The 13,353-nt window shown below is 66.1% G+C and carries 16 protein-coding genes; 7 read left to right on the forward strand and 9 right to left on the reverse strand.

All coding sequences use genetic code 11. The features are described from left to right. Window positions 1-45 precede the first annotated feature (45 nt). Entirely contained in the window at window positions 46-975 is a 930-nt protein-coding gene (locus AC5P8Y_RS10340) for a hypothetical protein (RefSeq protein ID WP_495201958.1), read from the forward strand. Window positions 976-1,010: 35 nt separating this feature from the next. Here AC5P8Y_RS10340 and ubiK read toward each other — a convergent pair whose 3' ends face one another. Then, window positions 1,011-1,268 carry a ubiquinone biosynthesis accessory factor UbiK gene (gene ubiK, locus AC5P8Y_RS10345; RefSeq protein ID WP_069138732.1) on the reverse strand — a complete coding sequence of 86 codons (258 nt, stop codon included), beginning with the start codon at window positions 1,266-1,268 and terminating at the stop codon, window positions 1,011-1,013. A 155-nt stretch (window positions 1,269-1,423) separates the two neighbouring features. Between ubiK and AC5P8Y_RS10350 the strand changes: the two genes are divergently transcribed. Next, window positions 1,424-1,762 carry a P-II family nitrogen regulator gene (locus AC5P8Y_RS10350; protein WP_005411374.1) on the forward strand — a complete coding sequence of 113 codons (339 nt, stop codon included), beginning with the start codon at window positions 1,424-1,426 and terminating at the stop codon, window positions 1,760-1,762. 125 nt (window positions 1,763-1,887) lie between these two features. Here AC5P8Y_RS10350 and AC5P8Y_RS10355 read toward each other — a convergent pair whose 3' ends face one another. Beyond that, complete coding sequence (locus AC5P8Y_RS10355) at window positions 1,888-2,547, reverse strand: RIO1 family regulatory kinase/ATPase domain-containing protein (RefSeq protein ID WP_111117745.1); 660 nt, start codon at window positions 2,545-2,547, stop codon at window positions 1,888-1,890. 434 nt (window positions 2,548-2,981) lie between these two features. On the opposite strand from AC5P8Y_RS10355, the gene AC5P8Y_RS10360 reads away from it, so the two are divergent. Continuing rightward, window positions 2,982-3,887, forward strand: a complete 906-nt coding sequence (locus AC5P8Y_RS10360; protein WP_024957655.1) for an aspartyl/asparaginyl beta-hydroxylase domain-containing protein — start codon at window positions 2,982-2,984, stop codon at window positions 3,885-3,887. A gap of 118 nt (window positions 3,888-4,005) precedes the next feature. On the opposite strand, the gene speE is transcribed toward AC5P8Y_RS10360, so the two are convergent. After that, window positions 4,006-4,857 (reverse strand): polyamine aminopropyltransferase, encoded by an 852-nt coding sequence (speE, locus tag AC5P8Y_RS10365; RefSeq protein WP_049432009.1) that lies wholly within the window; start codon window positions 4,855-4,857, stop codon window positions 4,006-4,008. Window positions 4,858-5,048: 191 nt separating this feature from the next. Between speE and speA the strand changes: the two genes are divergently transcribed. Continuing rightward, window positions 5,049-6,938: an arginine decarboxylase gene (gene speA, locus AC5P8Y_RS10370; RefSeq protein ID WP_033834863.1), complete on the forward strand. Its 1,890-nt coding sequence runs from the start codon at window positions 5,049-5,051 to the stop codon at window positions 6,936-6,938. 37 nt (window positions 6,939-6,975) lie between these two features. Further along, complete coding sequence (locus AC5P8Y_RS10375; protein ID WP_059035666.1) at window positions 6,976-7,296, forward strand: DUF6122 family protein; 321 nt, start codon at window positions 6,976-6,978, stop codon at window positions 7,294-7,296. A gap of 163 nt (window positions 7,297-7,459) precedes the next feature. Here AC5P8Y_RS10375 and AC5P8Y_RS10380 read toward each other — a convergent pair whose 3' ends face one another. From AC5P8Y_RS10380 to AC5P8Y_RS10390, 3 genes are read right to left on the reverse strand one after another with little or no spacing between them, the layout of a single operon-like run. Next, on the reverse strand, window positions 7,460-8,779 hold the full coding sequence (locus AC5P8Y_RS10380; protein WP_495201959.1) for a sensor histidine kinase: 1,320 nt from the start codon (window positions 8,777-8,779) through the stop codon (window positions 7,460-7,462). After that, entirely contained in the window at window positions 8,776-9,435 is a 660-nt protein-coding gene (locus AC5P8Y_RS10385; RefSeq protein WP_111172521.1) for a response regulator transcription factor, read from the reverse strand. The genes AC5P8Y_RS10380 and AC5P8Y_RS10385 overlap by 4 nt, the downstream gene beginning before the upstream one ends. Then, the gene (locus AC5P8Y_RS10390; RefSeq protein ID WP_033834860.1) at window positions 9,435-9,725 is read right to left on the reverse strand and encodes a PepSY domain-containing protein; all 291 of its coding nucleotides are present in this window, start codon (window positions 9,723-9,725) and stop codon (window positions 9,435-9,437) included. Before AC5P8Y_RS10390 ends, AC5P8Y_RS10385 begins: the two co-directional genes overlap by 1 nt. Window positions 9,726-9,888: 163 nt before the next feature. On the opposite strand from AC5P8Y_RS10390, the gene AC5P8Y_RS10395 reads away from it, so the two are divergent. Continuing rightward, window positions 9,889-10,323 carry a PepSY domain-containing protein gene (locus AC5P8Y_RS10395; RefSeq protein ID WP_005411365.1) on the forward strand — a complete coding sequence of 145 codons (435 nt, stop codon included), beginning with the start codon at window positions 9,889-9,891 and terminating at the stop codon, window positions 10,321-10,323. A 153-nt stretch (window positions 10,324-10,476) separates the two neighbouring features. On the opposite strand, the gene AC5P8Y_RS10400 is transcribed toward AC5P8Y_RS10395, so the two are convergent. The 3 genes from AC5P8Y_RS10400 to AC5P8Y_RS10410 all read right to left on the reverse strand — a co-directional run bounded on the left by AC5P8Y_RS10400 (window position 10,477) and on the right by AC5P8Y_RS10410 (window position 12,800). Beyond that, window positions 10,477-10,959, reverse strand: coding sequence for a hypothetical protein (locus AC5P8Y_RS10400; RefSeq protein WP_005411364.1), 483 nt, complete (start codon window positions 10,957-10,959; stop codon window positions 10,477-10,479). A gap of 126 nt (window positions 10,960-11,085) precedes the next feature. Continuing rightward, window positions 11,086-12,294, reverse strand: coding sequence for an NAD(P)/FAD-dependent oxidoreductase (locus AC5P8Y_RS10405; protein WP_033834859.1), 1,209 nt, complete (start codon window positions 12,292-12,294; stop codon window positions 11,086-11,088). A gap of 11 nt (window positions 12,295-12,305) precedes the next feature. After that, window positions 12,306-12,800, reverse strand: a complete 495-nt coding sequence (locus AC5P8Y_RS10410) for a lipocalin family protein (RefSeq protein WP_012481467.1) — start codon at window positions 12,798-12,800, stop codon at window positions 12,306-12,308. Window positions 12,801-12,982: 182 nt separating this feature from the next. Here AC5P8Y_RS10410 and AC5P8Y_RS10415 point away from each other — a divergent pair, with 182 nt between their 5' ends. After that, window positions 12,983-13,231, forward strand: coding sequence for a hypothetical protein (locus tag AC5P8Y_RS10415; protein ID WP_033834858.1), 249 nt, complete (start codon window positions 12,983-12,985; stop codon window positions 13,229-13,231). Window positions 13,232-13,353: the final 122 nt, after the last annotated feature.

The following is a 13,353-nucleotide window of genomic DNA, read 5'->3' on the forward strand; positions in this document are numbered from 1 at the left end:
TTCGATCTTCAGCCCGCCGAGTTAAACCACGCATGAAACCTTGTGATGGCTTCCTCAGTCCATTCCCTAGGACTTTTCGAGCACAAAGGCCGTGGCTGGCGGGGCTTGTTAGGAAAAGGGCTACAGGTCATTGACCGGGCGTACGATGCGCGCAACAGGATTTCGACGCTAACGTTCCCCGATGGGAACGGAAGCCAGACTTGGAGTTACGCCGCAGATGGGCTTCCAACACAGGTAGTCACGCTCGCCAATACCAATCAGAAGGGGACAGTCACTGTCGGTCTCAGCAAGGTCGACAGCCCAAAGACGGGGGTGCAGGTGATCGCCCAAGAAGATCAGCACGATATTGATACGGCGGAGCGTGGACGCGCCGCGGCCACCAGTGATGAGGTTCGTGCCACAGAGCGGAGTGCTTACGGCACGGAGGCGGTTGTTGCTAAAGGCCTTGGGATCAACATCAGCAAGGGTGAACAGGCCAAGGGGGGAGGGTTCTGTTGCAAACTGGGAAGCGCGTCAGCCCAAGACCGAGAAGGACAAATGACTATGAAATCTGCGTCATTGGTGCCCATGCTGGGCCTGCTGCTATCTGCATATGCCAGTGTAGGGGCGGCAGCGGTAAAAGACGATCCTCATGAAGAAGTGCTGTGTGCCATCACTAAGAATCCCGGCAAATATGATCGGGATGAGGTCGTGTTGTCAGCTCGATATGTAACGGATAACCGCCACGAAGAGGTTCTGCGCAACTCCCGCTGTAGCGATGGCGCACGAATCCTCGATATCGGCAAGCATGGGGCCGCCAGTTCGGTCGCACGTTTTTACGCCGAACAGAAGCGCATATGCCTGGAGCGTAACAGTCCTGGCCTGTGCAATGTCTCTGCCAGCGTGCAGGTGTCCGGCCGGATTCGGCTGACGCAGGATCGTGCCGTGTTCGATCTCGAGGACGTGAGGCACTTCGCGTTTGACGATGAGCGGTAGTCTGCTTTTCGCCTCGCTGTCTGGCGAAAGTGGCGTCAACTCAAATCTGATGTCGAGCGCCTTTCCAGCTCACGCACGGTCGCTTCCAGTGCATCCAACTTCTCGCGGGTCTTCAACAACACAGCACGCTGCACTTCAAACTCTTCGCGCGTCACCAGGTCCAGTTTGGCCAGCCCCGCCTGCAGCGCGCTCTTGAAGGTGGCCTGCAGTTCCTCGCGCGATTCGCGCAGGCCCGGCGGCACCAGGTCGCTGAGGCGACGGGCGAGGTCATCGATTTGGTTCAGGTCGATCATGGGGTGCTCCGTGGGGTTGGGCCCGTGCATCCGGCGCGGGCAGGCCATTCGGGCACAAGAATACTGCTGGCACCCACTGCCCGGACAGGCCGCAGCGGCTTCGCACGGGCAGCGTTCAGGCGCTATCCTCCACGCCGGAAGACAGGAGATAGACGATGAAGATGGTCATGGCGGTGATCAAGCCGTTCAAGCTCGACGACGTGCGCGAAGCGCTGGCCGAGCGTGGGGTTACCGGGATCACGGTGACGGAAGTCAAGGGCTTTGGTCGCCAGAAGGGCCATACCGAGCTGTACCGCGGCGCGGAGTATGTGGTCGATTTCCTGCCGAAGGTGAAGCTGGAAGTGGCGGTGACCGATGACCAGGTGGAGGCGGTGGTTGAGGCCATCGTGAAGGCCGCCGGCACCGGCAAGATCGGTGACGGCAAGGTGTTCGTGTACGACCTGGGCAGCGTGGTGCGTATCCGTACCGGCGAGTTGGACGCGGACGCGTTGTAAGCCGTTTGGCGGGATGTTGTAGAGCCGAGCCGATGCTCGGCTGCTGTTCCTGCATCGCGCGAAATGCAGCCGAGCATGGGCTCGGCTCTACAAAGAGCGGTAACGCGGTCGAGCGAGCTCGCCCCCTACCGGCGCTTCGCCCACTTGTAGAACCGCTTCCAGCCCTGCCGCACCGCGGCCACCCAGCCCGGGTCGGCCACCAGTGCGGCCTGCTCGGCACTCGGCGCCTGGCCGGTCACGCGCTGGCGGATCTTCAGCAGGTTCTTCATGTCGCTGCGGCTCAGTTGCCGGCTCAGCGGGTTGCGGCGCAGCCAGCGTGGAGCGCGCCAGGCCGAGGTGAAGTCCAGCAGCACCGGTACGCCGCCGCTGACCACCACGTTGGTGCCATGCAGGTCGTTGTGGCTGATGCCGGCGGCGTGCAAACGGCTGAGCGCGTGCTGCAGCTGCTCGAACACCTCATTGCCCACGACCTGTGCGGTGCTCAGGGTCTGGCCGGGGATGAACTCCATGCCCAGCGCCAGGCCACCGAGGGTGCCGAGCAGCGCGGGGGCGTGCTTCCAGCCGCCGAGGCGCTGCAGCATGCGGGCCTCGCGGCGCACCATCAGTCGCGCGATCAGCGAAACGGGCGTGCCGCGGTAGCGGGAATAGTCCTTGATGACTGCCTCGCGGCCGTCCAGGCAGGTGCGATAGACGTCGGGGGCCAGGAAGCGTTCGCCGCGCTTGAGCAGCAGCGGGGTGGCGGCGTCATCGCCGCAGGAGGAGGGGGGCAGAGCAGAAAGATACATGTCGGGGTCTCGGACGACCCGGTGGGTGGCGCAAAGCGTCAAGCGAACCGGTGTTACAGGGAGTTACTAAGTTTTCGTTAATTTTAGTACTCGCCAGTTCGCTATTCCACGATTTGTCGGAGAAATGTCGGCCCCGTGGCTGGAACAGTTCGTCACACAGAATCGGACAATTATGTCTCACTTGGTCGACGGTTCTTTCCGAATCAATAGGTTGGGCGTCGCATCGGTTCGTTCATCCGCGGCCCGCTGAACGTCGCGCACGTCCGGCTTGACCCCGACGCACGGCCTGCCGACCATAAGCTGTTAATTCGCGACATCGGCGGCCGCACCCTTCGGCACGTCCCCGTTCCCTGCCGCGTTCCTTACCGATGCTGGCCACCAGGCCGTGCATCGCCCGTTTCCCGTTCCGGCCGCGGCTGGAGGAAAGTGCTTTGATCATCAAAATCGTCATTGCAGCGCTATTCGTGGCCTGCGTGCTGTACATCCACTTCCGTGGCAAGGTCCGCGCGCGCTGGTCGCGCCAGCTGCTGGACCATTCCAGTTTCATGGCCCCGATCAACGTGGTCATGTACATGTTCTCGAAGGTGCCGACCACGCCGTTCCTGGACCCGGCCAAGGAGTTCCCGCAGCTGGAGCCGCTGCGCCAGAACTGGCAGATGATCCGCGATGAAGCGCTGGCGCTGCGCGATGCGCAGAAGATCGCCGCGTCCAGCACGTTCAATGATGCCGGTTTCAACTCGTTCTTCCGCCGTGGCTGGAAGCGCTTCTACCTGAAGTGGTATGGCCCGTCGCACCCGTCGGCGAAGGCGATGTGCCCCAAGACCACGGCGTTGCTGGAGTCCCTACCGGACGTGCGTGCGGCGATGTTCGCGCAGCTGCCGTCGGGCAGCGAGCTGCGTCCGCACCGCGACCCGTTCGCCGGTTCGCTGCGCCTGCACCTGGGCTTGGCCACGCCGAACAACGACGGCTGCTACATCGAAGTGGACGGCATCAAGAAGAGCTGGCGCGATGGCGAGTGGATGATGTTCGACGAGACCTACATCCACCACGCGCACAACGAGACGCCCGATGACCGGGTGATCCTGTTCTGCGACATCGCCCGCCCGCTGCGCTTCGGCCTGCCGGGCCTGTTCAACCGCGCGGTGGCGGCCACGCTGCTGGCCGGTGGCGCCTCGCCGAACCTGCCGGGTGACCCGACCGGTGGCGTCAACAAAGCGTTCGGCAGCGTCTACAAGGTGCGCCTGAAGGCCAAGGCACTGCGCGAGCGCAGCGTGGTGGCCTACCAGCTGATCAAGTGGGGCCTGGTGGTGGCGGTGATTGCCGGTATCTGGGCGCTCTGATCGTTACAAGAGGTTGCCGGCCAGCGGCCGGCACTACCGGAACATGAAAAAACCCGCGCTGTCGCCAGCGCGGGCTTTTCTTTTGCATGGGTGGGTGCCGACCGTTGGTCGGCACGCCTTACTTCAGTGCCGCCTGTACGAACGGCGGGGTCACCAGCACGCCGGTGTGCAGCGCGGCGGTGTAGTACAGGGTGTTGAAGGTCTTGGCGGCCGAGTCGGCCTGGCGGAAGTCGAAGCTGCTGTCGCCCTTGCGCGCCATGGTCACGCTCCACCAGCCGGTGGGGTAGCACGGCTGCGGGAACGGCAGGGTCTTGAACGAACCGAAGCCGGCCTTGCCCATCTCGGCGCGCATTTCGTTGATCAGGTCCAGCTGCATCAGCGGCGACTCGGACTGCTGCACCAGGATGCCGTCGTCCTTCAGAGCCTTGAAGCAGCTCTCGTAGAAGGCTTTGTTGAACAGGCCTTCACCCGGGCCGACCGGGTCGGTCGAGTCCACGATCACCACGTCCACGCTGCCGGCCGGGCAGTTGGCCATGTAGGCCACGCCGTCGTCGAACAGCAGCTCGGCGCGGGCGTCGTCGTTGGAGTCGCACAGTTCCGGGAAGTGCTTGCGCGCCATCACCGTGACCTGCTCGTCGATATCGCACTGGGTCACGCTCTCCACGCCGGTGTGCTTGAGCACTTCGCGCAGGGTGCCGCAGTCGCCGCCACCGATGATCACTACGCGCTTGGGTGCGGCGTGGGTGAACAGCACCGGGTGGCTGATCATCTCGTGGTAGAAGAAGTTGTCCTTGCTGGTCAGCATGATGGCCCCGTCGATGGTCATCAGGTTGCCCCAGTCGGTGGTCTGGAAGATCTCGATCTTCTGGAACGGCGACTGCACCTCGTCCAGCTTGCCGGTGATGCGGTAGCCGATGGCCGAGCCGGTGCGCTCGAAGTGTTCGATGTACCAGTTGTTGCTGTCAGTCATTGGAAAACAGTCCTGTTCGGAGGGGTGGAGCCGGGCTGGCGGGCGGGGCCGCGTGGCACAGATGCCACATCCGGACGGATCGGCCCGTTCAGGTTGGAACCTGTCACGGGCGCGGGCGCGCATGATAACGAACCTGTGGGCACATAGGCGTTATCATGCCCCCCCTTTTATTGCCAACAAGGCCGACTGAAATGACCGATTGGTCCCTCGACCAAGCCCGCAAGACCTACTCGATCCCGCATTGGGCGGACGGTTACTTCGACGTGGATCAGGCCGGGCACATGGTGGTGAGACCGACCGGGGCGGACGGCCCGGTGGTGTCGCTGCCCAAGGTGGTCGATGCGGCGCGCGCGGCCGGTGCCAAGCTGCCGCTGCTGGTGCGCTTCCCGGACATCCTCGGCCAGCGCCTGGGCAAGCTGCAGGCGGCCTTCGCCCAGGCCCAGCAGGACTGGGAGTACAGCGGTGGCTACACCGCCGTGTACCCGATCAAGGTCAACCAGACCCGCGGCGTGGCCGGCACCCTGGCCAGCCACCACGGCGAGGGCTTCGGCCTGGAAGCGGGCAGCAAGCCCGAGCTGATGGCCGTGCTGGCGCTGTCGCGCCCGGGTGGCCTGATTGTCTGCAACGGCTACAAGGACCGCGAGTACATCCGCCTGGCCCTGATCGGCCGCAAGCTGGGCCTGCAGACCTTCATCGTCATCGAGAAGCCGTCCGAGCTGAAGCTGGTGCTGGAAGAGTCCAAGGCGCTGGACGTGAAGCCGGGCCTGGGCGTGCGCATGCGCCTGGCCTCGCTGGGCGCCGGCAAGTGGCAGAACAGCGGTGGTGACAAGGCCAAGTTCGGCCTGTCGCCGCGCCAGCTGCTGGACCTGTGGAAGTCGCTGCGTGACACCGAGTACGCCGACTGCCTGAACCTGCTGCACTTCCACATGGGCTCGCAGATCTCCAACGTGCGCGACATCGCCAACGGCATGCGCGAAGCCACCCGCTACTTCGTGGAGCTGTCGCGCCTGGGCGCGAAGATCACCCACGTCGACGTGGGCGGTGGCTTGGGCGTGGACTATGAAGGCACCCGTTCGCGCAGCTTCTGCTCGATCAACTACGGCCTGCATTCCTATGCCAGCAACATCGTGCAGCCGCTGGCCAATGCGTGCGAAGAATTCGGCCTGACCCCGCCGCGCATCGTGACCGAGTGCGGCCGCGCGATGACCGCGCACCACGCGGTGCTGATCGCCAACGTCTCGGAAGTGGAAGAGGCGCAGGAAGGCCGCGTGCCGGACCAGCACGACGACGAACCGGCGGCGATTCGGCACCTGCGCGAGATCCACGACGAGCTGGACGTGCGCCCGGCGGTGGAGCTGTTCCAGGAAGCGCAGCATTTCCATGCCGAAGGCCTGGCCAGCTACGCGCTGGGTCAGATCGACCTGCCGCAGCGTGCGCGTATCGACGACCTGTTCTACGCCATCGCCCACGGCGTGCGTGCGCGCCTGAGCTATGACGAGAAGAGCCACCGCCCGGTGCTGGACGAACTGAACGAGCGCCTGGTCGACAAGTACTTCGTCAACTTCAGCGTGTTCGAATCGATCCCCGACGTGTGGGCAATCGACCAGGTGTTCCCGATCGTACCGATCGAGCGCCTGGACGAGACCCCGGACCGTCGCGGCATCATCGCCGACATGACCTGCGACTCGGACGGCATGGTGGAAACCTATGTCGAGAACGAGAGCCTGGACAGCTCGCTGCCGCTGCACAGGATGAAGCCGGGCGAAAGCTACCGCATCGGTTTCTTCATGGTCGGCGCCTACCAGGAGATCCTGGGCGACATTCACAACCTGTTCGGTGATACCGACGCGGTGGAAGTGCTGGCCGATGCCGATGGCTATGCCATTACCCAGCAGCGCCGTGGCGACACCACCGACGTGATGCTGGACTACGTGGGTTACCGCCTGGACGAACTGCGCGCGACCTATGCCCAGCGCGTGGCCGAGGCCCAGTTGTCGCCGGAACGCGCGCAGGAGTTGTCGGAGGCGCTGGAAGCCGGCCTGACCGGTTACACCTACCTGTCCGACGAACCGCTGGTCTGATGGACGGCGCCGGGCCTGCCCGGCGCCACCGTTGCAGATGAGCGTCCGCGCGATCTTCCACCTGTTCCTGCATGCCGCCGTGCCAGCCCTGCTGGCATGGCTGTTCTGGCGCAAGCGCTTTGCTTCGGCGTGGCTGCTGATGCTGCTGGGATGGATCATCGACCTGGACCATCTGCTGGCCGACCCGATCTATGCACCGAACCGCTGCAGCATCGGGTTCCATCCCTTGCACACCGCACCGGCGATTGCCGTGTATGCAGGCCTGTGCGTGCCGAAGAAAACGCGGTTGTTCGGCATCGGTTTGATCATCCACATCGTGCTGGACGCGATTGATTGCTGGTGGATGCATCACCGTTGATGTTTGATGTGTGTCGACCAAGGTCGACACCTACCGGGTGTACGGCGACCGGTCGGATTGGCGCTTGGTAGAGCCGGCCGCTGGCCGGCTTCCCCAAGGCGTTCCCGGCGACCACGTGGTTGCCGGCCAGCGGCCGGCACTACCCACCGTTAGGTTGGCCGCTTCACCCCACCGGCAACCACAACGTTGCGCGCAGGCCGGGCTGCGCATTTTCCAGCGCCAGGCGCCCGCCATAACTGGCGGCGATATCGCCCACGATCGCCAACCCCAATCCACTGCTGCCCTCGCGCTCATCCAGGCGTACACCACGCTGTGTGACCTGGGACAGCGCATCCGCCGCCAGGCCAGGGCCGTCATCACGCACTTCGATGCGCAACTGCCCGTCGTGGGCTTCCGCTTCGACAGTGACCTGCTGTCGCGCCCACCGCCCGGCGTTGTCCAACAGATTACCCAGCATCTCTTCCAGATCCGCACTGGCACCGGCGAACTGCAGCGCCGGATCAATGCCTTCCGCTGTGAACGCAATGCCGCGTTCGCCATGCACGCGTGCCATCAGCCGGCACAGCGCCTGCGCGACAGTCGCCACGTCGGTGCGTTGGCGATGGTTGGCGGCCAACCCAGCGGCCAGGTAGCGGTCGACACTGGCCTGCATGCGGGCGCTCTGCTCACGAACGGTCGCCCGCCAGTCCCTGCCGTCGCCGTCGGCCTCGGTGGCCAATACGCTCAACGGGGTTTTCAGCGCATGCGCCAGATCCTGTGCACTGGTGCGCGCGCGCGCGACCATGCGTTGCTGGTGGTCCAGCAGCGCGTTGAGTTCCTCACCCAGTGGTGCGACTTCCGCTCCCAGTTCCTGCGTGTCGATGCGCTGCGCATCGCCGCGCCGTACCCGTTCCAGCTGCGCACCGAGGCGATGCAGCGGGCGCAGGCCGAAGTGGACCTGGCTGGCGAGCACCGCCAGCCACGCCGCGACCAGCACGCCCAGCGCGATGGCGGTGCGCTGCCGGAACGCGGCCACATCCGCATCCAGCGCGCTGCGGTCGGTGGCAACCACGGCGACTAACGGTGCGCTGGCGCGCGGCAGGCGCACCTGCTGCACGCGTGCACGCAGGGATTGCTGGAGTGGCCCAGCCAGATTGCGCGTGGCCGCACCTGTGGCCATGGCCGGCAGGGTTTCATCCCACAGCGAGCGCGACTGCAGCAGCACGCGGCCATCGGCACCGGCAATCTGCCAATAGGCACCGGAGAACACGCGCTGGAAGCGCGCGTCATTCGGTTCCTGGCGCAGGCGCAGCTGTCCTTCCGGGTCCACTTCGGCCTGCGCCAGCAGGGTCAGCATGTCCTGCTGCAGTTCGTGGTCGAGGCGGTCACGCGCGCTGCGCTTGAACAGTTCGCCCAGCAGCGCGCTGGCCAGCAGCGAAACCAGCAGCAGGCCGGCGCCGCCAGCCAGCAGCAGGCGCCGTCGCAGGGAGGGTTGCCGGCTCACGGCGCGGCCAGCCGCCAGCCCTGGCCGCGCACGGTCTGGATCAGGTCGATGCCGACCTTGCGGCGCACGCGTCCGAGCAGCACGTCCAGCGCATTGGAGTCCGGGTCGTGGCCACCGTCGAACACCTGTTCGCCCAGGCGGTCGCGGCCGATCACCTGGCCGCTGTGGTGGATGAAGTAACTGAGCAGGCGGAACTCCTGCGGGCTGAGCGACAGCGGTTGGCCGTCCAGCTCGAAACGGCCAGCGTTGACGTCCAGCTGCAGCGGCCCGCAGTGCAGGCGCGGGCTGGCGTGGCCATGGCTGCGGCGGATCAGGGCGCGCAGGCGCAGCACCAGTTCGTCGGCCTGGAACGGTTTGGTGAGGTAATCGTCGGCGCCTGCGTCGAAGCCGGCCAGCTTGTCGTGCCAGCGCCCGCGTGCGGTCAGCACCAGCACCGGGAAGCTGCGGCCGTTGCCGCGCCAGCGCTCGATCACGCTCAATCCGTCCAGCCCGGGCAGGCCCAGGTCGACGATGGCCGCCTGCAGGTCTTCGATCTGGCCGATCTCCTCGGCCTGGCGGCCGTCGGCGACCACGTGCACCACGTAGCCGGCCTGTTCCAGCAGGGGCACCAGGCGCTGTGCCAGTGCGGCATCGTCTTCGGCCAACAGGATGCGCATCAGTCGTCCAGCTCCGTCTTCAGCAGCTTTCCGCTGCGCGCATCATAGTCCAGCTCCACCACCACGCCGTCGCTGCGCAGGATCTCCACTTCGTAGACGCCGTCGTCCAGCTCCACTTCCAGCAGTTGGCCCGGAAAGCGCTTGAGCGCATCGCGCACCACGCTTTCCAATGGCACGTAGCGGCCCTGCTGCACGGCGCGGCGCGCGACCTGCTGCGCCGGGTCCTGTGCGGGCGCGGCGGCGGTCGGGGCGCTGGCCAGGGCCAGCAGCAGGGGCAGGGTGGAGAGCATCGGGGCGCGGGGAGGACTGTAGGACCAGGCGTGAGTGTGGCGGAGGTGACTAACAGCTGGTTAACAGTGCCGGCTAAGGCGCTGTTAACCACGGGCTGCATTGTGGCGTTGCCGGGATGGTCCGGCCACGAACACGAACACGAACACGAACAGGAGAACCCCCATGTTGAAGTCACTCACCCTCGCCACTGTTGCCCTGCTGGCCGTCGCGCCGGCCGTACAGGCTGCGCCGCTGGGCATGGCCCAGGTTGAACAGACCCTGCGCAAGGCCGGCTACACCCAGATCCACGAGATCGAACGCGATGATGGCCTGTGGGAGGCTGACGTGAGCCGCGCCGATGGCCGCTTCAGCGAGGTCTACGTGGACCCGAAGACCGGCGAGATCTTCGATGAGCACAGCAGCCGCGCGCTGTTGACCACCGAGCAGGTGCTGGCACGGGCACAGGCGCATGGCCTGCGCGAGATCCATTCGCTGGAACGCGATGGTGCGACCTGGTCGCTGGAAGCCCGCAATGCCCGCAACCAGAAGGTGGAGGTGCGCCTGAGCGGTTATGACGGCCGCATCCTGCACAGCGAGCGCGATGGCTGGCTGGATTGATTCGCGTGCGGGTAGGTGCCGGCCGCTGGCCGGCACGGAATGCAGAGCGTGTCGACCAAGGTCGACACCCACCGGCACATGCAAGGTCGACACCTACCAAGCGTACGCAGCGATAGTGGCCGACCTTGGTCGGCCCAGGCCCGACGCGGGGCGTTACCAGCCAAACGGCGGCGGGTAATCCCAATAGCCCGGGCCGCGGCCGTAGTAGCCGCCGTACGGGCCGAAGAAGCCCGGGCCCTTGCCTTCGCTCACGTGGATGTTGACGTTGACCCCGTGGGTCTTGCCCTCATCGGTGGTGTAGTTCTTGCTCAGGTTCAGCGTGGCGGCGTTGTAGTGGCTGTTGCCACCGTTCTTGGAATAGCCGATGCCGGTGGTGAAGCTGCCGGATACCTTGACCTTGTCGTCGGTGACGTCGGCGATCTTCGCGTCGTCGTGTACGCGCGGGCCGCTCTTGTCACCGTAGTACGTGCCCGGCGGATCCTGCTGCAGGGCCGGGTCGTTGAGGTAGCGCATCGGCGCCTGCGGCAGCGTCAGGTCCAGGCCGGCAGCCTGCGGCGCGGTGGCGCCGGCGGCGGACTGGGCCAGCACGGTTCCCGGCAGGGCCAGGCACAGCAGCAGGGTCAGGGGGCGGATCATGACGGTGCTCTAGCGGACAGATGGCCGCGCAACACGCGGCGGTACAGGCCGACGCTAGCAGGGGCTGCTTGAATGATGCCTGTCGGCGCCCGCTCGCGGTAGAGCCAGGCCATGCCTGGCTGCAGGCTACAAGCGCCCGAACCCGAACAGCCCCGCCAGCGGATGCGCCCGCCGCTCGATCCCGGCCCGCAGCAGCTGCGCGCCGATCATCGAATAGGTGATGCCGTTGCCGCCGTAGGCCATGGCGAAGTGCACCCGCGGCCCCCACTGATCGTGCGGGCCGAAGAACGGCAGGCCGTCCGCCGTTTCGGCGAAGGTGCCGGCCCAGGAAAACGCCGGCACCGGGTCCAGCCGTGGGAACCAATGCAGCAGCTGCTTCATCAGCTTGTCGGCCTTGCTCTGAACGCGCCGGTCGCGGCGGGCGGGGATGTCGATGGCGTCGTCCAGCCCGCCCACCAGCAGGCGACGGTCGCCTGTGGCGCGCAGGTACAGGTAGGGGCGGGCGCTCTCCCACACCATGGTGGTGCGCAGCCGGCCAAGCACGTCCGCATCGATGGGATCGGTGATGAAGGCGTAGCTGCTGCGGTCGCGTGCAACCCGTTGCTTGAGCCAGCGCTGGTTGGCATAGCCCATGGCCAGCACCACGTGGCGGGCGCGGATGGTGGCACCGTCTTCGGTACGGGCGGTCACCCCGCGCGCAGTGGCATCGAGGCTGTGCAGCACCGTGCGGTCATGCACGTGGCCGCCGCGCCGACGCAGGCGCTGCAGCAGCGCATAGGTCAGCCGATACGGATCGACCCGCGCCGCCTGGCGCGTGAGCAGGGCACCACCGGCGTCCACGTCGAAGCGTTCCTGCAGTGCCTCCGGGCCCAGCCAACGGGCATCCAGGCCGATGCTGCGCCGCGCCTCACCTTCGGCCATCAGGCGCGGAACGTCGCGATGGCGGCTGGCCAGGTACAGGCTGTCCATGCGCTGGAAATCCACGTCCTTCAACCCGCGTGCCACGTCGCCCAGCGCTGGGATTGCTTCCGCACACGCCCGGTAGGCAAGCGCCGCGGCGTCTTGGCCATAGCGCTGGGCCAGTTCCAGCAGGTGGGTGTCGATCTCGTACTGCAGCAGCGCGGTGCTGGCAGCGGTGCTGCCCCAGCCGATGTCACGCTGCTCGATCACCGCCACGTCGTGGCCATGCCCGGACAACTCGTCGGCAATCAGCGAACCGGTGATGCCGCCGCCGACCACCAGCACGTCGCAGCGCAGATCCCGCGCCAGCGGTGGGAAGGCGTGGATCAGGCCGTTGCGCACCGCCCACCACGGGTAGCCACTCTTCAGGTCCATGAGTGGGCGGCTCAGGCTGTGGGGCGACCGGTGTGCGGGGTGTGGATCAGTTCGGACAGATCGAAGCCCTGCAGGCGGGCGGTGGCCAGATAATGATCCTGCACGGTGGCGTCCAGCTGCGGTTCGCGGGCCAGCAGCCACAGGTACTTGCGGTCCGGGCTGCCGACCAGCGCCACGCTGTAGTCCGGAGCGACCTGGATCACCCAGTAGTCGCCCTTGGCGAACGGCAACCAGCGCAGACCCTTGGGCAGGAAGCTCACCTCCAGCCGCGCGCTGTCGTTGTCGATGGCACAGGCCTCGCCGGTGGCTTCCTCGACGTCGCCGTCCATGCGGCAGCGGTTGGTGACGCCGACGTTGCCGTTGTCGAGCAGGGTGTAGTGCGCCGACACGTCGGTGCAGCCTTCCGGCTCGTGGCGCATCGGCAGGCGTGCGATTTCGTACCAGGTGCCCAGGTAGCGGGGCAGCTTGAGGTCGGCGACGGTCTTCAGCGGCGGGTGGTCGGTCATCGGCGGTCGTGGCAGGGGTGGGCCTCCACGATGCCGATGGCCTTGCCATGGGCGGGTGAAGCCGGGGCGATGGCCGTGTCCAGAACGTTCCGTCGCCGCTGCGGCGTGGCCGTTGTCACCGGCGTGGCGGTATGCTGCCGCCAGCGCCGTGTTTTCCTGATCCAACCGAGGTGGAGGTGCCGATGTACCAGGTAATCCTGTTGAAGAGTGAATCCGCGTTCGCACGCGAGCAGTGGCCGCAGGTTGATGACCTGGTCGACTACGAGGGCGTCAGCTACAGCCTGCGTGCCGGCCCGCGCCAGCCGCTGCCCACCGACCACGACTGGCACCCGGTGGCGGTGTATGCGCCCGATGAGATCACCGAGGAAGAGTTCCAGGACTGGTACGCGCTGCAGCAGCCGGTCGTGGAAGAGCTGCGCCTGAAGTACTGACTTCGCCGGCGTGGCGTGCGTGCGCGCGGAAACGCAGGCGGGGTGAACCGACGGGATAGAGTCGATTCGCCCGGCCACGATCACCCCGCCGCAATCGCCAGGCCGTTATCGCCCCGTCGTGA

The sequence above is a fragment of the Stenotrophomonas sp. YJH_SMC_12-1 genome, from assembly GCF_059370935.1.